The organism is Frankia sp. AgB32 (assembly GCF_023243045.1).
Classification (GTDB): domain Bacteria; phylum Actinomycetota; class Actinomycetes; order Frankiales; family Frankiaceae; genus Frankia.
On sequence record NZ_JALKFX010000005.1, the window covers coordinates 1 to 24,206 of the forward strand.

Genomic DNA, 24,206 nt, shown 5'->3' on the forward strand with positions numbered 1-24,206 from the left:
CCCTGGTAGCCACGCGGACCCTGAGCGCCCTGGTAGCCACGCGGACCCTGAGCGCCCTGGTAGCCACGCGGACCCTGCGCGCCCTGCGCACCCTGCGCGCCCTGCGCGCCCTGCGCGCCCTGGTAGCCACGCGGACCCTGGTAGCCACGCGGACCCTGGTAGCCACGCGGACCCTGGGCGCCCTGCGCGCCCTGCGCGCCCTGCGCGCCCTGCGCACCCTGGTAGCCACGCGGACCCTGCGGACCCTGGTAGCCACGCGGACCCTGCGGACCCTGAGCGCCCTGGTAACCACGCGGACCCTGCGGACCCTGCGGGCCACGCTTGTCCTTGTCGAAATCAATGTCGATGTTCAGCGGGTTCTGGGTGGGGCTGACGACGGGAGCCGCCGCGTTGGCGGCCACCGCCTGGCCGATCGCCATGGGACCGAGCACACCGCTGGTGGCGGTCACCAGAAATGCGGCTCTGACAACGGCCTTGTTCAGGGACTTACGGTTCACAATTACCTCTTAGTTATTCGTAGGAAAGGCGTTGTTCAGGTAGCAGGAATTTCAGCCGGGACGAGCTCATCTGCACGCCACAGCCGCCGATCGCATGAATGCGCTCAGAGCTGGCGTGGGTTCCGGGGGAGAGATGTCCACATCCCAGCCACCCAGTCCGTATCAGAGAGTTTCAGGTGTCCGCAGTCGAGCAGCGATGGCCAGCGAAGGCGCTGGGCTGGCCAGGACATGGCGCTCAAGTAGGTGGATTCAGCCGCGGGGCCACAGCTGTAGCGGTAGGCGAGGAGAGAATGGGATGGCGAGGTCGGGACAGGAGGGTCAACAGGTCCCAGAGGTGCGCGAGAAGCAGGTCCGAGGGATATATGGAGCAAGAAGGCGGCAGCGAGGGGTCCCATGGACTCGCCTGCCGGATTCTTCTCCGCTCGATTCCTCGCGTTACCGGATCGGTGCAATACAACCTTTGCCGCCTGTGCCGCCCCTGAGTGGAACCGGAGCGATTCGGCGTGATGGTGCCGCCTGGCCAATACCTCCTCTCCGTCACCTCAGCGGCATCTTGTGCTGTCTACGACTGGCGTCTGTCTGGTGACGACGCCGGCGCGAACATCGGCAGCGCGCCGAACTTTTTCGGCGGCTCGCCGGTCGGCTCCCGACGGCTCATATCGATATCAGATGAGGAGATCATTGCCGGCGCGACACGCCGACCGGTGATCATGCCGGAGCGGCCGACTCCCACACCCTGATCTGGCGGGATTTTCCGGCGGTCGGGCGCTCCGGAGTTCTAATTCTCACCGACCTACCAAGCCGGAACCTCCGCGCATGTCGACAGCTACCGATGGACGCATTTTCTGCCGGATGGGGGCCTCGGGGACGGGGCCGGCGACGAAGGTCCGAATCCGACCTCAGGGGATACCTTCCACATGTCGATGCGAGCACCGGCCGGACCGAATCAAGCCGCATCCAGTACGTACGCCGCCATCCGCACCTGACACTCAGTGGGACGACTATCGCCAGTCACAGCGGGATCCGATCGCGGACGCGGTCATCCGGGCGGTGTCGCGCTCGCAGGGCGGACCCATCGACGTCACGCTGGTCGCGTCGATGGCGGGAATGAGTCGTAAGACTTTCTACAAGTACTTCGACTCCCTCGGCGAGGCAGTGATCTCCGCCCAGAGCATGGCGCTGCGGTCGCTGTCGATCGCCCATCCCAACGGGCCGACCGGCACACCCCTGGATCAGGTGATAACCCAGCTCCGGTGGGTTGCGCAGATGCCACCGGACCATGTACAGGTGATCAACATGGTCGACTTCTCGATGCGCTCACTCGGCGTGGACCCGGAGCAGCAGAAGGGATTCCTCGGGGAGTTCGGAGCCGGTTGGAAGGCGTTCATCAATGTCGTCCACGCTGGTCAGCGGGACGGCACGATACGGGCGGACATCGAGCCCCACATCCTCGCGGAAAATCTCGGCCGGGCTGTGCTCGGTATTGGCGGTGGCCGAGTGCGGTGGGGATCCGGACCGCAGGTCCGCCGATGCCGTCGAGTTCGAACTACGGGTCTGGCGTGACTTCCTGACCCCGGCCCCGACATCCGCCGCGTCCGACGGCGCGGCTCTGGAGTAGGAGGGCCACCGCCGCGCCGATCTCAGCCGACTCTCAGCCCACGACGTCAGCGCTGCGCGCAGACAGGACAGGGAGCACGATCGTGCCGGGACGTTCCGGGTCGTGCTGAAGAGTCTGGGTCGCGACGTGCATCGTCGTCCCGGACACGAGCGGCTCGGCACCGCCGAGGTTGCGCGCGTAGCGGGGATGCGCCCCACAGGAGACCTGGACCCTGATCCGATGGCCGGGCGCGAACCGGTGGGCGGCCGGCCACAGCTCGAGCCGGGCGGCGCGCACCGTCCCGGCCGGCGTGTCCGGTTCGGGCGCGAGTCGTATCAGTCGGTCGCACACGTTCATCGAGGCGCCGGAGGGATACACGTCGCACAGCCGGACGAAGACGTCGAAGGTCGTCCGGTCGGAACTGATCGGGATCGACGCCGTCACGGTACCGGCGATCTCCACCGCGTCGGGCAGCGGCGGGCCGGTGTAGGTCAGCACGTCGGGACGGGCCTCGAGGATCCGGTTGTCCGTCACGCCGGCGGCCCGGCCCAGGTGGGGGCCGCCAACCGACGGCGTCGGATCGGCCGGGTCGTAGCGGATGACGTCCGCCGCGGCGCCGGCCGGGGGCACCGTGCCGGCCGGGGGCACCGTGGTCGCCAGCAGTCCGCCGGGGTGCAGGTGCAGCGCCGTGGGAACGGTGCCCGGTGGCGGCCAGTCCGGAAACTCCCGCCACCCGCCGCCCACGCCGGTGACGAACGCCCGGACGTGGGCGGGTGGCGCCGCGGCGATGCCGCGGGTGTGGGCGTCGAGAAACGTGAGGGTCTCCCGGGTGGTGGTGCCGACCGCCGACCCGGCCAGGTGGGTCCACGGGCCGACGACCAGGCGGGGCGGGTTGCCCGCGGCGCGCAACACCTGATGGCTCTCGAGCTGCCAGGGCAGAAAATGGTCGTACCAGCCGGTGACCATCAGCACAGGGGCGGTGACGTCCGGGAGGGTCGGCCGGTGGTCCAGACGGGTCCAGTACTCGTCGGGCGGGGCGTGGGTCAGCCAGTCCTGGAAGAAGCCGACCCGGCGGCCGGTGGCGACGGCGTCGGCGTCGGCCAGTGGCAGGGTCGCGAACCCGCGCCTCAGCGCCCGCGGACCGCCGCGGGAGGCGTCGGCCAGGTGCCTGGCCAGCCCGCCGCGGCCGTGCAGGGTCGTCACCAGCCGTGTCCATTCCAGGGCGTTGGCCAGGGCGAACGAACCGCCGTCATAGGCGGACAGCGCGAAGTGCGGGGTCGTGTTCGTCGGGACCACCGCGGCGAGGCGCGCTTCCATCTCCCCCGCGACCGCCCACTGGGTGTAGCCGAGGTAGCTGCCGCCGATCGTCGCCACGACATCGCCGCACCAGGGCTGGCGGCGGATCCACGCGAGCGCGCCGAGCCCGTCGGCCTTCTCGTGGACGTAAGGCTCGAAGGTGCCTTCCGAACCGAAGGTGCCCCGGCAGCTCTGCACCACCACCTGGTAGCCGCGTTCGGCGAACAACCGGCCGTGCAGCAGGCCGAAGATCCCTCGGCGTCCGTACGGCGACCGGACGAGCAGGACCGGGTGCGGCGAGCGCGGCCCGACAGCCGCCGCGGTGGGAGCCGCCGTGTCGCGCGCGGGCGACAGCCGAGGCAGCGGGTAGTACCGGTCGGCGAGCAGGATGTGCCCGTCGGCACCGGGTATCGGAACATCACGGTCCACCCGGACCCGGTGGGTGGCCGGCGGCAGGCGCAGGCGCCGGGCAAGCAGTCGGCTCGCGACCGACATCCGCCACACCCTCCCACCGGCGGTCAGCAACCGCGCGACGAGACGGTAACCACGGGTCACCGCGGCGGCAACGTCGACGCGCGCGGTGGAGCGTGTGGCATGGGCCGCACCGCGGCGGGCGTGAGCTCGGCCGTGCGCGGTCGGTCAGGCCAGCGTGTGCCCGCCGTCGACCAGGATGACCATCAACCTTTCGCGGGTTGCGACAGCCACGCGACTATGGGGTTGATTAACCAGTTGAAGTCAGGATGTTTGATCGCGCGACCACTCGTGAGCGAGTACTGAGTACAGGATGCTGTCGCGCCATGCACCGTTGGTGTGGACGTGGTCGCGAAGGTTTCCTTCCTCGGTGAATCCGAGGTTCTTCACGACAGCGATGGATGCCTTGCTATCAGGTCCAATAGCAGCGGTGATGCGGTGCAGGTCGAGAATGTCGAATCCGAAGCTGACCAGCCGATCCGGATCACGATCGTTGTAGCGGCTCCGGTCGGGCTGACATGAGGTCCCCGGCCGGCGCCGGTGACTGATGGAAGGGATGTCGAGATGGCCACGGAGTTGGACACGGCGATCGAGGTTGTGATATCGGAGCCGTTTACCCCGGGGTGGGAGCGTATCCCGGGGATCTCGGTGGACGGCCGGTTGCTGCGGATCGAGCCGCGGGAGTGCTTCTTCCAGCGCAGCGGGCGGCCGACGTGGCTGCGGTGGACTGGCAGACGGTGGTCGAGGGGCTGTTGTCGCTGCCGGAGACGGAGTCCGCGACGGTGGAGCAGCAGGCGTTGGACTTCGTCCGTTCGTTCGGCCAGCGGCCAGCGGACGGCGGATCCGGCGGATCCGGCGGCGGTCCTGCGCACGGCGGACGAGGTGTACAGCTATCTGTTCTCGTCGACCGTGCTCGATGACCCGGACCTGGATGTGACGGCCCAGGAGCTTCGGATTCTGCGTGAGTCGGGGACGCTGGCGGCGCTGAACCGGGTGGAGCTGTCGGGAGAGATCGCCGACATCGGTCCGGCGTGGTTCTTCGCGGCGACGGCGGAGGTCCGTGCACAGGACCGCCTCGGCGGACGAGATTCCACGGGTGGACCGCGCCGCGTTGGCGGAGTTGCCGGCTGACGCACTGGCGTATCTTCATCAACTTCGGTCCGAGGGTCGGTGGGTGGACACCGCCTGGTTGAAGGGCCCGTTGGCGATGCTGAAGGATCATGCCGTCCCGTTGTCCGACGGGGCGGAGAATGGAACCGTTCGGGCTGTGTCACAGCGAGTTTCACCCGACCAGCCTGCATATCGGTCGCGGCGGTTGGCGTCTGGTGGACTGGGCGCGGGCGTTCGAGGGACCGGGACTGCTTGACCTGGCGTCATGGCAGGGAAGACCCGCGCCTCCCAGCCGACGAACACGACGGGCAGCACCACCGCGGCGGCGAACGCGTCCAGCACGCCGGCGGACACCCAGCCGCGCACCGGCGCCTCGATGATCGCCCACAGCAACGCCACCAGCGTCAGGATCGACAGCGCGGCGCCGACAGGGTCGAGCCGGCGGGCGGCCGGATCCCACGAGTCGGGCACGAACAGATATCCGGCAAGCAGCACGAGGGCCACGACCGGCAGGTTGACCAGGAACACCGATCCCCACCAGAAATGGCGCAGCAGCACGCCGCCGGCCAGCGGTCCGCACACCGAGCCGACCGCGGACACCCCCGACCAGATTCACATGGTGTGCGCGCGCACGCCGGCCGCCCCCGTGCCGGCCGCCGGGGTGTCCACCAGGGTGGCGCCGTGCCCGGCGGCCAGGTCCGCGAACTCGCGCACGGCGTCGGGAAGCTCGGTCGAGATCAGCCCGACCACGTGCCCCGGCTTCGCGCCGTCGAGCAGCGAGTCCTCGCCGCGCAGCACGGCGGCGGCCTGCTCCGCGGTGCGCACGCAGATCAGGGTGATGTCGCTCGCCGCGGCGACCTCGGCCGGACTGCCCACCGCCGTCGCGCCGGCGGCCACCGCCGGCGGTGTCGCGGCAGGCACGGCGTCGTACACGGTGGTCGCCAGACCGCTGGCGGCGAGCTGCTCCCCGATCGGCCCACCAAGGTCTCCGAGCCCGATCATCCCAACCCTCGTCATGAGGCCATCGTCACACATGCCGCGGACCGGGCATCCGATCCGACGGGCCTGCGCAGCCGCCGCCCCGGCCCCGGCCAGTCCGGTCGACGTGCGGTTCTGCGTCCGACGGATCGATGCGACGGCCCCGCCCCGGACAACCAGCGACCATGGGCGAGCGCCGGCGGCCGATTCCGGGATCAGGCGCTCCGCCGAACATGCCTCCCGGTTCCGCGACGCACGCCTCGAACAGTCTCCGACGGTCCGTCCCGCTCAGGCTGATCTCGTCGACGGGCTGGCACCGGGACGCGACGTCGCCGCCGTCAGGGCGTTTGACCCGCCAGCCGGCGTAGGGCGACGTACCGTGTCCGTCGTCACGTCGTCACGTCGTCACGTCGGGACGGGGACGGCCGTGACCGGCTCAGGAGACAGGTCCCGACCGGGGCAGGAGGGACGTCGTGACGGTACCCAGCAGCGACAGCGTCGCCGAGCGCCCGGCGGTCGGCTACGCCCTCGACGGGCCGGTCGCCTGGCTGACGATCGACCGGCCGGAACGCCGCAACGCCCTGTCCGCCGAGGTGCGCGCGGGCCTGTGGGCCGGGTTGCGGCGGTTCCGGGACGACGACGGCGCCGCGGTCCTCGTCCTGACCGGCGCCGGGGACAAGGCGTTCTCCGCCGGCGGTGACCTCAAGGAGATGGCGGCCGAGACGTTGCGGGTCCCGCCGCCGGACTGGTTGCCGCAGCTCGGGCGCAACATCGAGATCGACAAGCCAGTCATCGCCGCCGTCAACGGCGTCGCCTACGCCGGCGGGTTCCTGCTGGCCCAGTACGCCGACCTGGTCGTCGCCGCCGAGCACGCCCGGTTCGCGATCACCGAGGTGAAGGTGGGGCGGGGCACCCCGTGGGCGGCGCCGCTGCCCTACCTGCTGCCGCCGCGGGTCGCGATGCACCTGCTGCTCACCGGCGAGCCGATCTCCGCCCGGCGCGCCTGCGAGCTGGGCCTGGTCAACGAGGTGGTGCCTGCCGACCAGCTGCACGCCGCCGCGGGCGACCTCGCCCGGCGCATCGCCGCGAACGCGCCGCTGTCGGTGCGAGCGGCGAAGAAGACCGTCGGGCTGCTGGCCAGATACCCGCTGGAGCAGGCACTCGAGGTGGCCGAGCGGCTGTGGGCGCCGGTCTACCACAGCGACGACGCCCAGGAGGGCCCGCGGGCCTTCCGGGAGGGACGCCCCCCGGTGTGGAAGGGACATTGAGGTGAGGGACACCGAAGTCAGGGACACCGAAGTCAGGGACACCGGCGCGACAACCGACAGGCGCCCGGTGCGCGTCGCGAACTGCTCCGGTTTCTACGGGGACCGCCTCGACGCGGCCCGACTCATGGTCGACGGCGGGCCGATCGACGTCCTCACCGGCGACTACCTCGCCGAGCTGACCATGCTCATTCTGTGGAAGGCCCGCTCCCGCGGCGGGCCCGGCTACGCGCGGACCTTCGTCGACCAGGTCACCGACGTGCTGGGGACCTGCCTGGAGCGGGGCATCCGGATCGTCACCAACGCCGGCGGGCTTGACCCCGCCGGGCTCGCCGCGACTGTGGCGAAGATCGCCGCCGAGCAGGGCCTGGCCCCGAAGATCGCCCACATCACCGGCGACGACCTGGCCGACCGCCTCGGGGACCTCACCGCGGCCGGCGAACGCTTCACCCACCTCGACACCGGGCGCGACCTTGCGGGCGCCGGCATCGAACCGGTCACCGCCAACGCCTACCTCGGCGGCTGGGGCATCGCCGCGGCGCTCGCCGGCGGCGCCGACGTGGTCGTCACCCCGCGGGTCACCGACGCCTCCCTGGTCCTCGGCCCCGCCGCCTGGTGGCACGGCTGGTCACCGACGGACTGGGACCGCCTGGCCGGCGCGGTCGCCGCCGGACACGTCATCGAGTGCGGGCCGCAGGCCACCGGCGGCAACTACGCGTTCCTCGAGGAGATCACCGACCTGCGCTACCCGGGCTTCCCGATCGCCGAGGTCGCCGCGGACGGCTCAGCCGTCATCACCAAGCATCCCGGCACCGGCGGGCTGGTCTCCGTCGGCACCGTCACCGCCCAGCTCCTGTACGAGATCGCCGGGCCCGCGTACGCGGGCCCTGACGTCACCGCCCACTTCGACACCGTGCGGCTCGCCCAGCAGGGCCCCGACCGGGTGCGGCTGGCGGGCACCCGGGGCGGCCCGCCCACCGACCGGCTCAAGGTCGTCCTGAACTACCTCGGTGGTTACCGCAACACCATGACGCTGGTCCTTACCGGCCTCGACATCGAACGCAAGGCCGCCTGGGCCCGCCGGGAACTGTTCGACCTGCTCGGCGGCGAGGACTCGTTCGACGAGGTGGACGTGCGGCTGCTGCGCTTCGACCGGCCCGACGCCGAGTCCAACGCGCTGGCGACCGCACACCTGCGGATCACCGTGAAGGACGCCGACCGCGCCCGCGTCGGCCGGGCGTTCTCCAACGCCACCCAGGCTCTCGTGCTCGGCGGCTACGCGGGCGTGCACACCACCACCACCCCCACCGCCGAGAGCACCTACGGCGTGTACTGGCCGGCGACCGTCGACCGCCGCGTCGTCGACCAGCAGGTGGTCTTCGACGATGGCTCGGTGGCGGCCGTCGCGCACAGTCCCGCCGACTCCGACTCACACCAGACCGCCGGCGGGGCAGCGGCCGGACAGGCGACCGCGGCCACTGCTGCGAAGCCGGTCGGCGCGGCGGGCGCAGCCGAGGCGGCGGGTGGGAACGAGGCGACCGTGCGGGTTCCACTCGGGCGGCTGGTCGGGGCCCGGTCCGGGGACAAGGGCGGCAACGCGAACGTCGGCCTGTGGGCCCGCGACGACGCGACCTACCGCTGGCTGCGGTCCACGCTGAGCGTCGAACGGTTCGTCGACCTGCTGCCGGAGGCGCGGGACCTGCCGGTCCGCCGCTACGAGCTGCCGAATCTGCGAGCGGTCAACTTCGTCGTCGTCGGCCTGCTCGGCGAGGGCGTCGCGTCGTCGACCCGACCCGATCCCCAGGCCAAGGGCCTCGGCGAGTACGTCCGCTCCCGCCACATCGACGCCCCCGCCAACCTCGTCGCCGCCGGAACCACTCCGCAGACGGCGGCCTTGCCCTGAGATCACCAGCGTGGGGGCGCTCCCCGAGGAAGGACGCGACGCCCTCGCGCAGCGCGACCTCGAACCCGCCGCCGGTCGCGGCGCCGCCGACCGCCGCGATGTGCACGGGCCGGTCCGGCGCCGTCATCGCGGCGTCGAAGGCGGCGACGGCGGCGGCGATCTCGTCGCGCGGGGAGGTCGCAAGCGCCCGCAGGTCCATGCCCGCGCAGAAGCTGACCTCGCCCGCGCCGGTGAGGACGAACGCCCGTGTCCCGTCCCCGGCGGCGCGGCGCAGGGCGGCGGCGAGCCGGTGCAGCCGTCGCCGGATCGTGGAGGTTGCGCGCGCCCGGCCGGTCCACGGTCACCACCGTGACCGGGCCGGCGCGTTCGATCCTGACCTCGGGTGCGTCGTCGGTCACCTCAGGTGATCAGCATTCCGCCGTCGACGGGGAGTAGCACGCCGGTGATGTAGGAGGCGGCGTCGCTGGACAGGAACACCGCCGCGGCGGCGAGTTCGCGTGGGTCGCCGGCCCGGCCCGCCGGCACCCGGGCCGCGAGCTGCCCGTCGAGGTAGCCGGGCAGGTACTGCTCGACCATCTCGCTGGGGAAGAAGCCGGGGGCGAGCGCGTTCACGCGGATGCCCTTGCGCCCGGTCCACTGCTGGGCGAGGTCCCTGGTCAGGCCGATGATCGCGGCCTTGCTCGTGCTGTAGGCGGCCTGCGGCAGGCCAGCGGTGGTGGAACCGAGCACCGAGCCGATGTTGAGGATGCTGCTGCCGGGGCGCATGACCCGCCCGCAGGCCTGGGCCATCCAGTAGGAGCCGTGCACGTTGACGTCGAGGACGTGGCGGAAGTCGTCCGGCTTCTCCCGGGTCGCCGGGCACGCCGAGGCGACGCCGGCGTTGTTGACGAGGATGTCGACCGCGCCGAAGGTCTCCACCGCTGCGGCGACGACCCGGTCGCAGTCCTCGACCTTCGTCACGTCGGCCTCGACGGCAAGGCACGCCCGGCCCGCCGCCTCGACGAGCCGGGCGGTGTCCGCGAGCCGGTCCACCCGGCGCGCGCAGATGACCACATCCGCGCCGGCCTCGGCGAATCCGGCGGCGAACGCGACACCGAGACCCGACGAGGCCCCGGTTATCAGCGCCACCCTGCCCGCCAGGCTGAAGCGCTCAAGCATGGTCGGCTTCTCCCTCCCGGCCCGCGCTGCCAGCACGGACCGCAGCACATAGTAGACGCTATTCGAGCGTGGTTCCGCCGCCCGCGGCCGAGGGTCGGAGCCCGTTGAAGGCGACAGTGCGGTGCGACAGGGGTACGTTGACAGAGCCCGCCACGTGACCTCCGCTACAGCCGCCGAGCCCCTCGACCAACTTCCGAGCTCGCACCACCGTCCCACCCGACCACCCGCCGCCGCCACCCCGGTCCCGCGGGTGGCGGCGATATCCGGCCGACCCACCCAGGCAACATCTTCACGTGCTATGTTACGCCCGTTACGGTCCCTCCACAGAACTCCCCTCACTGCGCCTTGGAGGGCGTCATGGTCTCCGATCAGCCGGACGTCGTCGTGTCCGCCGACTGTTATGCGGGGGCCTCGCTTCTCGGCTATCGAGACTATCTCCCGCGGGAATGGCACAACGATTTCGACCGATGGTCGCGAGATTTCGTGAATCCATGGCAGGACCTCGACGATATCTATGCGGATCGTAACTGGGACAGCGCCAAGCGATCATGCCACCTGGAAGCGGGCGGCATCGTCGCCGAGGTCATCTTCCCGAACACCGCGCCGCCGTTCTGTCCGCGGACAGCGCCGGTGGCCGGCCCTGCGTCGGCCGTCGACCACGAGCGCGGGCGGGGCGGGCTGCAGGCACACCGGCGCGCTGGGATAGCGCAGGTCCTGTTCAACGACCCGGACGCGGCCGTCAGGGAGATCACCTGGGCCCGGGAGAACGGGCTGACCGGCGGCATCCTGCTGCCCGCGATCCCATCCGGCCCGCCCATCCCGCCGATCTTCGACGACAGCTACGACCGGATCTGGGCCGCGTGCGCCGACCTGGACGTCCCCGTCAACCACCACGGCGGCCACCTCGGGCTGGTCCGGCTCGTCCATCCGCAGGAGTTCACCTTCTCCTCGCAGCGCAACCTCTGGCCGATCATCTGGGCCGGCGTGTTCGAGCGGCACCCCGGCCTGCGTTACGTCGTCACCGAGCAGAGCTTCGACGGCGTGCTGGGCGCCGCCGCCACCCACGACGGCCTGCACGCTGTCCTCACCGGCGCGAGGGACCACGACACCGCGGACGCGATGCGCCAGCTCGTCGGCGCGGAGTTCATCTCCTCGCTGCGCCGCCCGCCGAGCGAGTACCTGCGGCAGAGCATCTGGTTCGGGGTGAGCTTCCTGCGCGCCGCCGAGGCCGGCCGCCGCCACGAGGCCGGCGTCGGGCGGATGATGTGGGGCGGATGATGTGGGGCAGCGACTATCCGCACTCGGAGAGCACCTGGCCGAACAGCCGGGCGTCCATCGCCCAGGCCGTCGCGGCCGTCCCGGCGGGCGCGGCCCGGCGCATCCTCGGCCTCAACCCGATCGACTTCTGCCGGTTCGACGCCGACGTGCTGACCTCGGCCGCCGCCCGGATCGGGCCGTCGCCGGCCGAGGTCCCGGCAGCCGCGTGAGCGGCGACCTGGCCCTACCGGGCGGCGGCGTCCTACCCGGCGGCGGCGTCCGGGTCGTCCCCGGGCCGCGTGAGGAGCCCGTGGACGAGGGCGCTCAGCATGACGGTGAACGTTCTGGCCCGGTCCGGGGTCCGGGCGAGGGCGACGACCGCCTCCTCGTCGAGACCCGGGCCCGCGGCCTCGCGGGCGCCCGCGGCGACGGCCTGCGCGGGCCAGTCCACGGCGTAGCGCTCGAAGGTGACGTGCTCGCCGACGAGCTGCATCACCCCGTTCGTCGCGTCCGCGACCCGCGTCCCGGTGAGCCCGGCGGCCGTGAAGTCCGCGGCGATGGCCCAGCGGGCCGGGCCGAGCAGGTCGAGCAGGACGCCGCGCTGGTGGGCGAGCTCGACCAGCCAGCGATGCCGGTCGATGTTGGCCGCCACCGACGTCGCGGTCGACAGGATGCGCGCCACGGGCGAGTCCCCCGCCGTACCGACCGCGCCGAGAATCCCGCCGGCCCGTTCGACAACGGCGTCGAGAAGCTCCTCGCGGTTACCGACATGCCAGTAGATCGCCGTCGGCGCGACTCCCAGCTCGGCGGCCAGCCGGCGCATCGAGAACTGCCGCACGCCGTGCCGTTCCAGCAGCGCCGTCGCGGCATCGAGAACGCGGGCCGGAGTGAGGGATTCACGCACGGTCCGCATGTTACCGACCAGCCGCTCCCGACCGTTTCAGGCGCCCCGCCGGGAACGACCGACCCCTGGCCGGAAATGCACCGTAGCACATTCCACGCGGCCGCAACAGCAGAACTTCTCAGCACTGCCTCAATCTGAACTGCGACAATCCGAACCGCGAAAACCCGAACCGCGAAAACCCGAACGAGAGGGAAGGGCGAATGAGTGTCCAGCAACTGGTCGACGGGCTCGGCCATCTGATCGATGGTGGGCTGGTCCGCAACGACGCGGCGTTCCCGGTCGACGACGGCGGAACCGAGGTGATGGCGCCGACGCGGCTGGAGCGGTGGCCGACCATCGTGCCGTTCTTCACCGACCCGGACGGCTACCTCGTCGAGGTCGTCCAGCGCCTGCCCTGATCCGACCGGCCGCGACCCACGACCCACGACCCACGACCGCCCAGACGACCACGGAGGACATCTCATGGCACAGGCCCGGCTCAGCGTCTTCTACCCGGCCACCGAAGGCGCGCCGTTCGACCACGACTACTACCGGGACGTCCACATCCCGCTGTGCGAGACGACGTGGAGCCCGTTGGACATCCGCGTCGAGCGCGGGATCAGCGGTCCGCACGTCGCGGCCGTGCACTTCACGTTCTCCTCCATGGACGAGCTGAACGCCGCCCTCGGCTCGCCGGGGACGAAGGCGCTCGGCGAGGACACGCCGAACTACACGACGCTCTCCCCCGCCATCCAGATCGGCGAGGTCGTCCGCTGACCGCCGGCCCGGCCGGCACGCCCCGGTGACCAGCCAGCACCTGGATCGTGCCGGCCGCGGGCCGTAGCGACTACTGCCATCCGGTTGCCGGTGGTACGGGACCACCCTGAGCGAGGAGCGTGCGGCGTGCGGCGAGATCTGTTCGAGGCCGACCACGAGGCGCTGCGGGAGACGGCCCGCACCTTCGTCGAACGCGAGGTCGTCCCCCATCAGGACGCCTGGCTGGAGCAGGGCCTGGTCGACAGGTCGGCCTGGCTCGCCGCGGGTGCCCAGGGGCTGCTGGGCATCGCCGCCCCCGCCGAGCACGGCGGTGCCGGCGAGCGGGACTACCGGTACCGGATGGTGCTGATCGAGGAGTTCGCCCGGGTCGGCGCGGCGTCGTTCAACGCCGGCACCTGCGCGCAGGACGACCTGGTCGTCCCCTACCTGATGGACCTCGGCACCCCGGAGCAGCGCAAGGCGTGGCTGCCGCAGCTGGTCGCCGGCGAGGCGATCGGCGCGCTGGCGATGACCGAGCCCGGCGCGGGCAGCGATCTGCAGGGCATCCGCACCACCGCGGTCCGCGACGGTGACGGCTGGCGCCTGTCGGGCAGCAAGACCTTCATCACCAACGGCATCCACGCCGACGTGGTGATCGTGTTCGCCCGCACCGACCCGGACGCCGGGTCCCGCGGGTACAGCCTGTTCCTCGTCGAGAGCGCGGCCGAGGGGTTCCGGCGCGGCCGCAAGCTGGAGAAGCTCGGCCTGCGCGGCAACGACACCGCCGAGCTCTTCTTCGACGACATCGCGCTACCCGCCACGGCGCTGCTCGGCACACCCGGCCGGGGCCTGGGGCACCTGATGGAACGGCTGCCGCTGGAGCGGCTCTCGATCGGGGCGACCTCGTACGCGTTCGCCCGCGCCGCCTACGACTGGACCACCGAGTACGTCTTCGAGCGCAAGGCGTTCGGCCAGCCGATCGGCGACTTCCAGCACACCCGGTTCACCCTGGCGGAGCTGTCCACCGAGCTGGACATCGCCCAGGTGTACGTGGACCGGGCGGTCCTCGCCCTGAACGACGGGTCGCTGACGCCGGTGGACGCGGCGAAGGCCAAGTGGTGGCTGACCGACCTGCACAACCGGGTCGTCGACCGGTGCGTGCAGCTGCACGGCGGCTACGGCTACATGCTGGAGTACCCGATCACCCGGGCCTACGCCGACGCCCGCATCCAGCCGATCTTCGGCGGCACGAACGAGATCATGAAGGAGATCATCGGCCGCGACCTCGCCCGCCAGCACCGCACGGACGGCTGACCCCGTGCCAACCGCAACCTCCCGCGGCGATCTCATCTCCCGCCGGGACGTCGACTTCCTGCTGTACGAATGGCTCAACGTCGGGGCGCTCCCCGCCCGGGAGCGCTTCGCCGAGCACGGCCGGGAGACCTTCGACGCGGCGCTCGACCTCGCCGAACAGGTCGCTGCCGAGCACTTCGCCCCGCACAACCGGCTCGCCGACACGTGCGAGCCGACGTTCGACGGCGAACGGGTCCACCTCATCCCCGAGATCGGCGCGGCGCTGGCGGTGTTCGCGAAGACCGGCCTGCTCGGCGCAACGATGGACGCGGGCGTCGGTGGCGCGCAGCTGCCGTCGGTGGTCGCCGGCGCCTGCTTCGCGTTCTTCCAGGCGGCGAACGTGGCGACATCCGGCTACCCGTTCCTGACGATCGCCAACGCGAACCTGCTGCTCACCCATGCCAGCTCGGAGCTCGTCGAGACGTTCGTCCGGCCGATGCTCGACGGGCGGTTCCTCGGCACGATGTGCCTGTCGGAGCCGCAGGCCGGCTCGTCCCTGTCGGACATCACCACCCGCGCGCAGCGGCAGCCGGACGGCGCCTACCGGCTGTTCGGGAACAAGATGTGGATCTCCGGCGGGGACCACGAGCTGTCGGAGAACATCGTCCACCTGGTGCTCGCGAAGATCCCCGGCGGACCGCCCGGGGTGAAGGGCATCAGCCTGTTCGTCGTCCCGAAGTGGCTGCTCGGCGCGGACGGCACGCTGGATGCGCGCAACGACGTCGCCCTCGCCGGGCTAAACCACAAAATGGGCTTCCGCGGCACGACGAACACCCTGCTGAACTTCGGCGAGGGCCGGCACACCCCCGGCGGCGAGCCGGGCGCGGTCGGCTACCTCGTCGGCGCGGAGCACCACGGCCTCGCCTACATGTTCTCGATGATGAACGAGGCCCGCATCGGGGTCGGCGCGGGCGCGATGGCGCTCGGCTACACCGGTTATCTGAAGTCGCTGCGCTACGCCCGCGAGCGGCCGCAGGGCCGCCCGCCGGCCGGCAAGGACCCGGCGTCGCCGCAGGTGCCGATCATCGAGCATGCCGACGTGCGGCGGATGCTGCTCGCGCAGAAGTCCTACGTCGAGGGGGCGCTGGCGCTGGTCCTCTACGCCGGCCGGCTGCTCGACGAGGAGCGCACCGCGCCGGACGCCGCCGCCCGCGAGCGCGCGCACCTGCTGCTCGACACGCTCACGCCGATCGTGAAGAGCTGGCCGTCGCAGTGGTGCCTGGCCGCGAACGACCTCGCCATCCAGGTCCACGGCGGCTACGGGTACACCCGGGAGTACGACGTCGAGCAGCACTACCGGGACAACCGGCTGAACCCGATCCACGAGGGCACCCACGGCATCCAGGCCCTGGACCTGCTCGGCCGCAAGGTCGGCGCCCGCGGCGGCGCGGGGCTGACCGCGCTGGTCGAGACGATCACCACGACCGTCGGCGCGGGCCGGGCCGCCGGCGGGGAACTCGCTCCGTTCGCCGACCAGCTTGCCGCCGTCACCAGCCGGATCGTCGACATCACCGCGGCGCTCGGCGCCGAGCCGGACGCCGACGCCTGTCTCGCCAACGCCACCGTCTACCTGGAGGCCGTCGGCCACACCGTGATCGCCTGGCTGTGGCTGGAGCAGGCGCTGGCCGCCCATGGCAGGGACGGGGCGTTCTACGACGGCAAGCGGGCCGCCGCCCGCTACTTCTTCCGCTGGGAGCTACCGCGCACCGGCCCGCAGCTCGACCTGCTCGCCGCCCTGGACCGCACCACCCTCGACACCGACCCGGCCTGGCTCTGAGCCCTCAACACCACCGGGGGACTGATCGCAGAGGGCTACGTCCACGGTCTGAACCTGACCACCGAGGCGGTGCGTCAGCGTCGCGGCACCGCCGCCAACCTGCTCGACGACCCCCGGCTCGCCCTGGTCAGCGCCAGCCGCACCAGGTGCTGCTCAGCCGCTCCTGACCCCGGGCGCCAGAGCCAGACGTGACGAAGCACATCATCGCTGCCGGATGGCGGTCGTGAAAGGATCGGCCACCAGGCGTTGAACTGGGAGGAACACCGTGGCGGAAACCGCCGAGAACGCCAGCGCGCGGGCCCCGCGGGACCGCTCGCGGCGCCGGGCGGTGGCGAAGGACCCGGCCGGGCGCACGCAGATCCTGTCCGCGGCCGTCGCCTGCATCCTCGAACTCGGCTTCTACCGGACGAGCACCAACGAGATCGCCCGGCGCGCCGGGGTGAGCTGGGGAGCGATCCAGTACCACTTCGGTTCCCGTGAGGCGCTGATGCTGGCGGCCGTCGACGAGCTCCACAACAACTTCCTGGGCACCCTCGACGAGCGCCACGTCGAGGGTGACACGCTCGCGCAACGCGTGGTGTCGCTCTACGACCTGCTCGCCGAGCACTACGGCCGGCCGATCTACCTCGCCAGCATCCAGATCATGCTCAACCTCCAGCACGACCCGGACACCTCACCGGCCGCCCTCGAGGCGCTCTCCGAGCAGCAGCGCCGCGTCGCCCACGAGGTCGCGCGGCTGCTCACCGAAACCCTCGGCCCGGACGCCGACGACGCCTCCCGCAGCGCGCTGTTCCACGCGATCCGCGGGTTCGCCATCAGCAGCCAGCTCGCCGAGTGCGTCGCGCCCGAGAACACCGGGCAGCACGAGGCCGAGGCCCGCCGGTTCTTCCTCGCCGGTCTCGTCGCCGCCGAGGAGCGCCAGCGCTGACGTCCGCGGGCCTCGTCAGAGGTCAGCCGTGACAGGGCAGTGGTCGGACACGACGCCGCCGCGCACGTTGCGCCCGGCGCGCAGGTCGGCGTTCCCGTCGTTGAGCTCGTCCAGGCGATAGCGGGTGGTGATCAGCTCGTCGAGGCGCGGCCGGCCCTGTCGGTACAGCTCCAGCATGGCCGGGATGTCCTTCGACGGGCTCGACGCACCGAACGGCGAGCCCTGGAGGCCGCCATCCGAAGGCGGAGTTCACCCTGACGGGGCGGCTCCACCTCCAGCTCGTGGATCTGCCACGTGCCGGCTGCTCCCACAACACAGCGGCCCTGGTCCGCATCTCGCGACCTCCGTGACGGGTGGTCCCGGTCACACGATCAACAGCGTCCGCAGACAGTAACCAGCCCAGGCCCGGCCAGCAAAAGTTAGATAATTAAGCGCATCACGTTCTATGGCCGTCCGGCCGGGACCGCCAGCCCGCGCCCCTGCCGGCTGCCCGCGACGCCTGGACCGGACGTGATCTGTGCCGCCTCGGCCGGAGCGCGGCGCGCCGACCGGGCGGCGCCCGGCCGAGCGCGGATAGCCTCCCGTCCCGGGGCAGGTCGCGGTCAAAATGGATGGTCAGGGCGCGGCGGCGCCCGGGCGTGGGACGCGTCGGGGAGGTGTGGATGGACGACGAGGGATTCGGTGCGCCGGCGGCGGGCGGGGGCCGGGCCGAGCCGAAGTCCCGCCGCGCCCCCTGGTCCGGCCGGGTGCCGGAGGCCGCCACCGATCCGGACGCGGGCACGTCGACCCCCGCTCGAGACAAGATCATCGATGCCGCGACGGTCTGCATTCGACGCCGGGGGGTCGAACGGTCATCGATCAGCACGATCGCGGCGATCGCGGGCGTGTCCCGGCCAACCGTGTACGCCCGCTTCGACGCCCGGGAGGATCTGATCCCGGCGGCGCTGGAGCGCGTGGGGGTCGAGATCAGCCAGCGGGTCGTGGTGACCACCCGGCGCCGCGCCCGCAGCGCCAGCGAGTTCGTGGTGGAGGCGCTGATCGCCGTGCGGCGGGAGTTCCGGGCCGAGCCGGCCCTGGCGCCGATCATGGGGGTCGGGACGGAGCACCGGAACGCCCAGGAGGCGCTGTCGGCGCACGCGCTCGCGGCAGCCAGGCCCATCATCGCCCCGGTTGTCGGCTACAACCCGACACTGGGACCGCATCTGGACGAGATCGTCGAGACGTCGGTGCGCTGGCTGTTGTCACTGCTGATGTTCGACAGCGCCCGGACGACCTCGGAGCAACGCCTGCGTGCCTACCTGCGGCGCACGATCGTCCCGGTGATCGACGCGCTGGCGGCCGAACCCGCCGGCGAGTCCTTCCCCGACACCGCAACCTGATCTCCGTCTGCCGCATCAACCGATCGATGAGCGACCCGTATCGCCTCGCGTGAGGGTGTTCAGCCCCGGCCGGACTACGATGTTGCCGACGCGGGTGCGCTCGTCGCCCGTCGTGGCCCGTCCCGGGGTCTCGCCGCCCGGCGCGACCAACCTACTTTCCCGCCACCTGCCGTCGACGTGTCCCCCGACGAGCCTCATAGCATCTGCTATGTTGCAGTGGAATTGCCCAGACGGATCGGGGCAGCGACGAAGGACGGCCAATCGATGGCAGACGATGGTGCGCCGCAGGCGCCGAGGTGCGTCCCCCAAGCCGCTGGCGCCCAGCTCACCGGTCTGGGGGTCTACCGGCCGGCCGGGAGGCTGGGCAACGAGGAGCTGGGTGAGCGGTTCGGCCGACCCCCCGAGTGGATCCGGACCCGGACGGGCTTCGGCACCCGGCAGATCGCCGCGGCGGACGAGACCGTGCACGACATGGCGCTGCGGGCCGCCCGCGACGCCGTCCTCGACAGCCACGTCCCGCCCGAGCAGATCGACCTGATCATCGCGGCGAGCTGCAGCGTCGACCGCAGCCTCGGCGGAGTCGCCGCCTGGGTCGCGGCCGAGCTCGGGGCCGACCGGGCGAACGTGTTCGACCTCAACGCGGCCTGCGCCGGCTTCTGCTACGCGATCGCCACGGCCGCCGACGCCATCCGGGTCGGCTCGGCCCGCCACGCCGTGGTCGTCGCGGCGGAGAAGATGACCGCGTGGGTCGATCCGAACGACCTCGGCACCTCGATCATCTTCGGGGACGGCGCGGGCGCGGCCGTCCTCGGCGTCGGGGACCCGAGCGACATCGGGCCGGTCGTCTGGGGCAGCGACGGCTCGGCGGCCGAGCTCATCCACATCATCGACAAGACCCAGTGGATGCACATGGAGGGCCAGGCGGTGTTCCGCTGGGCGACGACGACCATTCCCGCGATCGCCCTCGCAGCCTGTGACGCCGCCGGCGTGGCGCCCACCGATCTCGCCGCCGTCATCCCGCACCAGGCCAACCTGCGCATCGTCGACACGATCGCGACCCGCCTCGGGGCGACCGGGGCGGTGGTGGCCCGCGACGGCGCCGACAGCGGCAACACCTCGGCGGCGTCCATCCCGCTCGCCCTGCACCGCCTGCGCCACGAGCGCGAGATCGCCTCCGGGGACCTCGCCCTGCTCGTCGGCTTCGGCGCCGGCCTGAGCTGGGCGGCGCAGGTCATCCGCGTGCCCTGACCGGATGACGACCGTGCCTGCGGGCGGGTCGGCATGATCGAACGTGCGACCGTCCGCGTCCCCGTGGCCGGCGCGCCGGAGACCGACGTCGACGTCGACGCGGTCGGGCGCCTCGTCGCCGGCCTGGACCTCGGCCCGGACCTTGGCGGCCCGGTCCTGCTCGGCGTCGGCCACTCCATGGGCGCGATGCTCGTTGCCTACCAGCAGGCCCGGCGGCGCCCGTACGCCGGCGTGGCGTTGCTCGGCTACTCCGGGCGGGCATGCCCGACGTGCTGACCCCCGCGGAGCTGGCGCTCGACGGCGATCCCGCGGGGGTCCGCGCGGCGATCGTCGAGCTGACCCGGATCCGCTTCGGCCGGCCCCTCGTGCCCCCGGGCTCGGGTTCCGCGCCGAGGCTCGCCGGCCCGGACCTCTCCCCCGCCGCGACGTCACGCTGTTCGTGCGCGGACGGTCCGATCGCAGGCGCTCCGGCCTTGGACCGATCAGCAGGACAACGCCTGCGCGGTCGTCGGCGGCGGAGCCTGGCCGTGGCCGGCGGGGCGGCGCCTACCGTGGGTCGCGGTAGACCGGCGGGCGCTTCGCGAAGAACGACTCGACCGCCTCGATCTGGTTCGCCCCGCCGAACAGAGCGGTGATCTCCTCGCGTTCACGGGCGAGCTGCTCGGCCGCCGAACGTCCAGCCGGCGAACCCCCGGCCGGCTCGGTCAGCAGCCGTTTGCCGGCCCGCACCGCCTCCGGGCTGCGGGCCGCGATCTCGGCGGCGAGGGCCAGCGCGGCGGCGCGGGGGTCCGGCGCCTGCCGGGTTGCCAGGCCGAGCCGGACGGCCTCGGCACCGTCGACGGTCCGCCCTGTCCAGTAGAGCTCCTTGGCCACGTCCGGGCCGACGAGCCGAGGCAGGGTGAGGCTCGCGGTCAGGTCCGGGATGATGCCCCAGCGGATCTCGAGCAGGCCGAGCGAGGCGTCGGGGGCGACGATCCGCAGGTCCGCGCCGAGGGCGATCTGCAGTCCGCCGCCGAGGCACGGACCGTGGATCGCGGCGATCACCGGCACCTCGAGCTCGGTCCACACCCACGCGGCCTGCTGACCGAGATGCGTGATCCGCCCGTCGGTGGCCAGAACCTCGACGAGCGCGGCCGCACCGCCCGCGGCGCCCGCCGCCATCTCAGAGAACATCGCGACGTCCAGGCCCGCGCAGAAGCCGCGCCCCTGCCCGGACAGCACGACCGCGCGTACCGCCGGCTGCCCGCGCAGGTCCTCGCCGGCCTCGGCGAGCGCCGCGAACATGGCCTGGTCCAGCGCGTTGATCTTCTCGGGTCGGTTGAGCCGGACATCCGCGACGCCATCGCGGATGTCGACCAGGACCAGCGGCGTCATCGCTACAGCCCGGCAGTCCGGGTCAGACCGCGTACCGGGAGATGAACTCGGCGACGCAGGCCGGCTTGGCGGAGCCCTCCACCTCCACGGTGATCTGGGTGACCGACTGCACACCGCCCTTCACATCCTCGACGGAAAGGTTCTTCACGTGCCCGCGCACGCGCGCGCCCACCGGCACCGGGGTGGGGAAACGCACCTTGTTCAGGCCGTAGTTCAGCGCCAGCTTGAAGCCGCTGAACTTCACGACCTCACCGAGCAGCGCGGGAACGAGCGACAGGGTGAGGAACCCGTGCGCGATCGTCTGCTTGAACGGGCCTTCCTTCGCGCGCTCGGTGTCCACGTGGATCCACTGATGGTCGTCGGTCGCGTCGGCGAACAGGTTGACCTGGGCCTGGGTCACCTCACGCCAGGGGCTCGTCCCCAGCTCCTGGCCGGCGACGGCCCGCAGTTCCTCGACGCCGTTGATGCTCTTCGTCATGGGCTCATCCTTCCCTACCGGCCCGGCCCGCGCATCGGACCGGGCCAGTAGGGACTCCGCTGCTCAGGCGTCGCCGCGGGCCAGCTTCGACGGCCACCAGACCAGTCGGCCGATGTCGTAACCGAGGGCCGGCACGAGCACCGAGCGGACCAGGATCGTGTCGAGCAGCACGCCGAAGGCCACCGAGAAACCCACCTCGGAGAGGAAGACCACCGGCAGCACCCCGAGGACCGCGAACGTCCCCGCGAGCACCACACCGGCGGAGGTGATCACTCCGCCGGTCACGGCGAGACCACGGACGATACCGCGGCGCGTGCCGTGGTTGAGCGTCTCCTCCCGCACCCGGGTCATCAGGAAGATGTTGTAGTCGATTCCCAGGGCGACCAGGAAGATGAACGCGAACAGTGGGAAGCCCGGATCGGCGTTGGCGAAGTGGAAGATGTGGTTGAACACCACCGCGCTGACGCCGAGCGTCGCCGCGAACGACAGCACGACGGTGACGATGAGCAGCACCGGCGCGACCAGGGCCCGCAGCAGCAGCCCCAGCACCACCAGGATCACCAGCAGCACGATCGGGATGATCAGGTTGCGGTCGTGGCGGGACGCCGACTGCGTGTCGAGGTTGATCGCGGACTGGCCACCGACGATCGCGTCAGCGCCCGCGACCGGGTGCACGGCCGAACGGATCGCCTTGATCGAGTCGTAGGCCGCGTCGGAGTCGTAGCGGTTTACCAGGGTTGCGTCCACCGCGATTCGACCGTTGACCGGGGAGACGCGCACTGCCGCAGCGGGGCACCCGTCCCTGCCGGCGGCCGGCGGCCGCTTCCCGGCCTTGACCAGCTCGGCGACCTTGGCGTAGTCGACCTCGACGCACACGGCCCCGGGACCGGTCGCCACGCCGTCGACCTTCGAGACGGCATCGATGACCGCCGGTACGGCCGCGGTGCTGGTGACGATGACGGCGGGCGCGCCCTCGCCCTGGCTGAAGTTCGCGTCGAAGATCTTCTGCCCGATGATCGCGTCGGGCTTGCCGCGGATGTTGTCGGTCGAGGACAGGCCGTCCGCCTTCAGCGTCGTGATGAGGCCGGCGCAGGCGAACAGCACCACCGCGGTGATGATCCACGCACCGCGGGCCCGGCGGACGAGTCCCTCGGCGAAGCGGACCCACCCGCCGTGGCCGGCGAGGTCGGTCTGGCCGTTGTCGGGGTGGTCGAAGTGGGGGATGCGGGGCCAGAAGATCCACCGGCCGGCGAGGACGAGGAAGACCGGCAGGAAGGTCAGCATGACCAGCGCGGTCGCCGCGATCCCGATGGCCGCGACCGGCCCAAGGCTGCGGGTGGAGTTGAGCTCGGCCAGGCTCAGGCACAGCAGGCCGAGGATCACCGTCACGGCCGAGGCGAAGATCGCCGGAGCGGCTCCTCGCCAGGCTGTGATCATTGCTTCGACCCGGCTCGCGTGCGTGTGCAGTTCCTCGCGGTACCGGCTGACCAGCAGCAGCGCGTAGTCGGTACCGGCGCCGATCACCAGGACGGACAGGATGCCCTGGCTCTGCCCGTTGAGCGTGAGCACGTTGTGCTTGGCCAGCGGGTAGATGACCAGTGAGGAGACACCGAGGGCGAGCACCGAGCTGAACAGCGGGAAGAACCACAGCACCGGGCTGCGGTAGACGAGCAGCAGGATGCCGATGACGACGAGCCCGGCCGCGAGCAGCAGCAGCCCGTCGATCCCGGAGAACGCATCGATGAACGCGACCAGCTGGCCACCCGGCCCGGCGGAGTGCACCACGAGCCCGGCCGCCGCGCCTTCGCGCGCCGCAGCGAGCACCGCCTTCTCTGCGTCGGCGATGTCCGGCCCCTTGACCTCCTCGGTGCCGTTCTTGCCGATCAGCGACACCGAGATGCTCGCGACCTTTCCGCTACTGGCGAACCGGGGGGCGGCGGTCTGGCCGCCGTCCACGCCCTTGACCCCGGCGAGCCTGCGGACGTCACCAGTGATCTTCGCCTTGTCGGCGGCGGTCAGCCCGCTCTCGCGCTGGTAGACGATGAAGCCGGGGATCGTCTGCAGCGTGCGGAACTGCTGCTGGGCCTTGTCGACCTTGGTCGACTCCGCGGAACTCGGCAGATACGCCGCGTTGTCGTTCTTCTGGACGTCACCGAGCTTGCTCTGGTAACCACCGCCGACCAGGCCGACCAGCAACCAGACGACAGCGAGCGCGCCGAAGACGTAGACGAAACGGGGACGCCTGCGCCGGCCCCCGCCCGCGTCGCCCGGCGCGCCGCCGGCCCACTCGGCCGTCGCGCCCGGCGCGACGGCCGCGGTCGCCGCCTCACCGCCGGCCGCCCGGCCGCCAGCCTGGATCTCGGAGTCTTCTCCGGCCATGCCCATCTCCACCCGATCTCGCGCGGTCTCGTCCTGCTCACGGTGATTCTGGCGCACCCCACCGACAGAAATTTCCACCCCCGTCCCCGCGGGACGGATGGTGAAATGCCATGTTGCGG

At 71.7% G+C, this 24,206-nt stretch carries 24 protein-coding genes and 2 pseudogenes; 15 read left to right on the plus strand and 11 right to left on the minus strand.

Translation table 11 applies throughout. The features are described 5' to 3' along the window. Positions 1-497, minus strand: a pseudogene (locus MXD60_RS28480) (collagen-like protein); the annotation flags it as partial. Positions 498-1,604: 1,107 nt separating this feature from the next. On the opposite strand from MXD60_RS28480, the gene MXD60_RS02615 reads away from it, so the two are divergent. Continuing rightward, entirely contained in the window at positions 1,605-2,060 is a 456-nt protein-coding gene (locus MXD60_RS02615) for a TetR/AcrR family transcriptional regulator (protein WP_248817283.1), read from the plus strand. Between the two features lie 88 nt (positions 2,061-2,148). Here MXD60_RS02615 and MXD60_RS02620 read toward each other — a convergent pair whose 3' ends face one another. After that, the gene (locus tag MXD60_RS02620; protein ID WP_248817285.1) at positions 2,149-3,945 is read right to left on the minus strand and encodes a CocE/NonD family hydrolase; all 1,797 of its coding nucleotides are present in this window, start codon (positions 3,943-3,945) and stop codon (positions 2,149-2,151) included. 255 nt (positions 3,946-4,200) lie between these two features. Here MXD60_RS02620 and MXD60_RS30180 point away from each other — a divergent pair, with 255 nt between their 5' ends. Beyond that, entirely contained in the window at positions 4,201-4,383 is a 183-nt protein-coding gene (locus MXD60_RS30180; RefSeq protein ID WP_248817287.1) for a hypothetical protein, read from the plus strand. A 360-nt stretch (positions 4,384-4,743) separates the two neighbouring features. Further along, entirely contained in the window at positions 4,744-4,992 is a 249-nt protein-coding gene (locus MXD60_RS02630) for a hypothetical protein (protein WP_248817289.1), read from the plus strand. Positions 4,993-5,079: 87 nt separating this feature from the next. Here MXD60_RS02630 and MXD60_RS02635 read toward each other — a convergent pair whose 3' ends face one another. Both MXD60_RS02635 and MXD60_RS02640 read right to left on the minus strand, forming a co-directional pair. Continuing rightward, entirely contained in the window at positions 5,080-5,571 is a 492-nt protein-coding gene (locus MXD60_RS02635; protein ID WP_248817291.1) for an efflux MFS transporter permease, read from the minus strand. Between the two features lie 12 nt (positions 5,572-5,583). Then, positions 5,584-5,988 (minus strand): NAD(P)-binding domain-containing protein, encoded by a 405-nt coding sequence (locus MXD60_RS02640; protein WP_248817292.1) that lies wholly within the window; start codon positions 5,986-5,988, stop codon positions 5,584-5,586. Positions 5,989-6,422: 434 nt separating this feature from the next. On the opposite strand from MXD60_RS02640, the gene MXD60_RS02645 reads away from it, so the two are divergent. Both MXD60_RS02645 and MXD60_RS02650 read left to right on the plus strand, forming a co-directional pair. Beyond that, positions 6,423-7,217: an enoyl-CoA hydratase/isomerase family protein gene (locus MXD60_RS02645; RefSeq protein ID WP_248817294.1), complete on the plus strand. Its 795-nt coding sequence runs from the start codon at positions 6,423-6,425 to the stop codon at positions 7,215-7,217. Between the two features lie 67 nt (positions 7,218-7,284). After that, positions 7,285-9,117: an acyclic terpene utilization AtuA family protein gene (locus tag MXD60_RS02650; protein ID WP_248817296.1), complete on the plus strand. Its 1,833-nt coding sequence runs from the start codon at positions 7,285-7,287 to the stop codon at positions 9,115-9,117. Positions 9,118-9,226: 109 nt separating this feature from the next. Here MXD60_RS02650 and MXD60_RS29670 read toward each other — a convergent pair. Both MXD60_RS29670 and MXD60_RS02660 read right to left on the minus strand, forming a co-directional pair. Further along, positions 9,227-9,424, minus strand: a pseudogene (locus tag MXD60_RS29670) (hypothetical protein); the annotation flags it as partial. Between the two features lie 92 nt (positions 9,425-9,516). Then, entirely contained in the window at positions 9,517-10,275 is a 759-nt protein-coding gene (locus tag MXD60_RS02660) for an SDR family NAD(P)-dependent oxidoreductase (protein WP_248817299.1), read from the minus strand. Between the two features lie 357 nt (positions 10,276-10,632). Between MXD60_RS02660 and MXD60_RS02665 the strand changes: the two genes are divergently transcribed. Beyond that, the gene (locus MXD60_RS02665; RefSeq protein ID WP_248817301.1) at positions 10,633-11,553 is read left to right on the plus strand and encodes an amidohydrolase family protein; all 921 of its coding nucleotides are present in this window, start codon (positions 10,633-10,635) and stop codon (positions 11,551-11,553) included. Continuing rightward, the gene (locus MXD60_RS02670; protein ID WP_248817303.1) at positions 11,550-11,762 is read left to right on the plus strand and encodes a hypothetical protein; all 213 of its coding nucleotides are present in this window, start codon (positions 11,550-11,552) and stop codon (positions 11,760-11,762) included. Before MXD60_RS02665 ends, MXD60_RS02670 begins: the two co-directional genes overlap by 4 nt. 32 nt (positions 11,763-11,794) lie before the next feature. On the opposite strand, the gene MXD60_RS02675 is transcribed toward MXD60_RS02670, so the two are convergent. Continuing rightward, on the minus strand, positions 11,795-12,436 hold the full coding sequence (locus tag MXD60_RS02675; protein ID WP_248817305.1) for a TetR/AcrR family transcriptional regulator: 642 nt from the start codon (positions 12,434-12,436) through the stop codon (positions 11,795-11,797). Positions 12,437-12,636: 200 nt separating this feature from the next. Between MXD60_RS02675 and MXD60_RS02680 the strand changes: the two genes are divergently transcribed. The 5 genes from MXD60_RS02680 (at position 12,637) to MXD60_RS02700 (ending at position 17,229) form a co-directional block, all read left to right on the plus strand. Further along, positions 12,637-12,834 (plus strand): hypothetical protein, encoded by a 198-nt coding sequence (locus MXD60_RS02680; RefSeq protein ID WP_248817307.1) that lies wholly within the window; start codon positions 12,637-12,639, stop codon positions 12,832-12,834. A 64-nt stretch (positions 12,835-12,898) separates the two neighbouring features. Continuing rightward, positions 12,899-13,192, plus strand: a complete 294-nt coding sequence (locus MXD60_RS02685; RefSeq protein ID WP_248817308.1) for an EthD family reductase — start codon at positions 12,899-12,901, stop codon at positions 13,190-13,192. Between the two features lie 126 nt (positions 13,193-13,318). Continuing rightward, a complete protein-coding gene (locus MXD60_RS02690; RefSeq protein ID WP_248817310.1) occupies positions 13,319-14,485 on the plus strand; it encodes an acyl-CoA dehydrogenase family protein in 1,167 nt (388 codons plus the stop codon). Positions 14,486-14,489: 4 nt separating this feature from the next. Further along, entirely contained in the window at positions 14,490-16,301 is a 1,812-nt protein-coding gene (locus tag MXD60_RS29195) for an acyl-CoA dehydrogenase (protein ID WP_248817311.1), read from the plus strand. Positions 16,302-16,566: 265 nt separating this feature from the next. Beyond that, positions 16,567-17,229 (plus strand): TetR/AcrR family transcriptional regulator, encoded by a 663-nt coding sequence (locus MXD60_RS02700; protein ID WP_248817312.1) that lies wholly within the window; start codon positions 16,567-16,569, stop codon positions 17,227-17,229. A gap of 15 nt (positions 17,230-17,244) precedes the next feature. Here the strand turns inward: MXD60_RS02700 and MXD60_RS02705 are convergent, their stop codons facing one another. After that, the gene (locus tag MXD60_RS02705; protein ID WP_248817313.1) at positions 17,245-17,406 is read right to left on the minus strand and encodes a hypothetical protein; all 162 of its coding nucleotides are present in this window, start codon (positions 17,404-17,406) and stop codon (positions 17,245-17,247) included. 485 nt (positions 17,407-17,891) lie between these two features. On the opposite strand from MXD60_RS02705, the gene MXD60_RS02710 reads away from it, so the two are divergent. From MXD60_RS02710 to MXD60_RS02720, 3 genes are all read left to right on the plus strand, one after another. Further along, positions 17,892-18,608, plus strand: a complete 717-nt coding sequence (locus MXD60_RS02710) for a TetR/AcrR family transcriptional regulator (protein ID WP_248817314.1) — start codon at positions 17,892-17,894, stop codon at positions 18,606-18,608. 264 nt (positions 18,609-18,872) lie between these two features. After that, the gene (locus MXD60_RS02715; protein ID WP_248817315.1) at positions 18,873-19,856 is read left to right on the plus strand and encodes a beta-ketoacyl-ACP synthase 3; all 984 of its coding nucleotides are present in this window, start codon (positions 18,873-18,875) and stop codon (positions 19,854-19,856) included. 33 nt (positions 19,857-19,889) lie between these two features. Continuing rightward, positions 19,890-20,132 (plus strand): hypothetical protein, encoded by a 243-nt coding sequence (locus tag MXD60_RS02720; RefSeq protein ID WP_248817316.1) that lies wholly within the window; start codon positions 19,890-19,892, stop codon positions 20,130-20,132. A gap of 270 nt (positions 20,133-20,402) precedes the next feature. Here MXD60_RS02720 and MXD60_RS02725 read toward each other — a convergent pair whose 3' ends face one another. The 3 genes from MXD60_RS02725 to MXD60_RS02735 all read right to left on the minus strand — a co-directional run bounded on the left by MXD60_RS02725 (position 20,403) and on the right by MXD60_RS02735 (position 24,087). Beyond that, a complete protein-coding gene (locus MXD60_RS02725) occupies positions 20,403-21,230 on the minus strand; it encodes a crotonase/enoyl-CoA hydratase family protein (RefSeq protein WP_248817318.1) in 828 nt (275 codons plus the stop codon). Positions 21,231-21,252: 22 nt separating this feature from the next. Further along, positions 21,253-21,708, minus strand: coding sequence for a MaoC family dehydratase (locus MXD60_RS02730; RefSeq protein WP_248817320.1), 456 nt, complete (start codon positions 21,706-21,708; stop codon positions 21,253-21,255). Between the two features lie 63 nt (positions 21,709-21,771). Then, on the minus strand, positions 21,772-24,087 hold the full coding sequence (locus MXD60_RS02735) for an MMPL family transporter (RefSeq protein ID WP_248817322.1): 2,316 nt from the start codon (positions 24,085-24,087) through the stop codon (positions 21,772-21,774). Between the last annotated feature and the right edge of the window lie 119 nt (positions 24,088-24,206).

Coding starts and splice junctions, on each gene's coding strand:
- MXD60_RS02640 (WP_248817292.1), bottom strand. CDS start 5,988: ATGACGAGGGTTGGGATGATCGGGCTCGGAGACCTTGGTGGGCCGATC.
- MXD60_RS02705 (WP_248817313.1), bottom strand. CDS start 17,406: ATGCTGGAGCTGTACCGACAGGGCCGGCCGCGCCTCGACGAGCTGATC.
- MXD60_RS02660 (WP_248817299.1), bottom strand. CDS start 10,275: ATGCTTGAGCGCTTCAGCCTGGCGGGCAGGGTGGCGCTGATAACCGGG.
- MXD60_RS02615 (WP_248817283.1), top strand. CDS start 1,605: ATGAGTCGTAAGACTTTCTACAAGTACTTCGACTCCCTCGGCGAGGCA.
- MXD60_RS02715 (WP_248817315.1), top strand. CDS start 18,873: ATGGCAGACGATGGTGCGCCGCAGGCGCCGAGGTGCGTCCCCCAAGCC.
- MXD60_RS02680 (WP_248817307.1), top strand. CDS start 12,637: ATGAGTGTCCAGCAACTGGTCGACGGGCTCGGCCATCTGATCGATGGT.
- MXD60_RS02730 (WP_248817320.1), bottom strand. CDS start 21,708: ATGACGAAGAGCATCAACGGCGTCGAGGAACTGCGGGCCGTCGCCGGC.
- MXD60_RS02720 (WP_248817316.1), top strand. CDS start 19,890: ATGATCGAACGTGCGACCGTCCGCGTCCCCGTGGCCGGCGCGCCGGAG.
- MXD60_RS02710 (WP_248817314.1), top strand. CDS start 17,892: ATGGACGACGAGGGATTCGGTGCGCCGGCGGCGGGCGGGGGCCGGGCC.
- MXD60_RS02735 (WP_248817322.1), bottom strand. CDS start 24,087: ATGGCCGGAGAAGACTCCGAGATCCAGGCTGGCGGCCGGGCGGCCGGC.
- MXD60_RS02670 (WP_248817303.1), top strand. CDS start 11,550: ATGATGTGGGGCAGCGACTATCCGCACTCGGAGAGCACCTGGCCGAAC.
- MXD60_RS02725 (WP_248817318.1), bottom strand. CDS start 21,230: ATGACGCCGCTGGTCCTGGTCGACATCCGCGATGGCGTCGCGGATGTC.
- MXD60_RS02685 (WP_248817308.1), top strand. CDS start 12,899: ATGGCACAGGCCCGGCTCAGCGTCTTCTACCCGGCCACCGAAGGCGCG.
- MXD60_RS02665 (WP_248817301.1), top strand. CDS start 10,633: ATGGTCTCCGATCAGCCGGACGTCGTCGTGTCCGCCGACTGTTATGCG.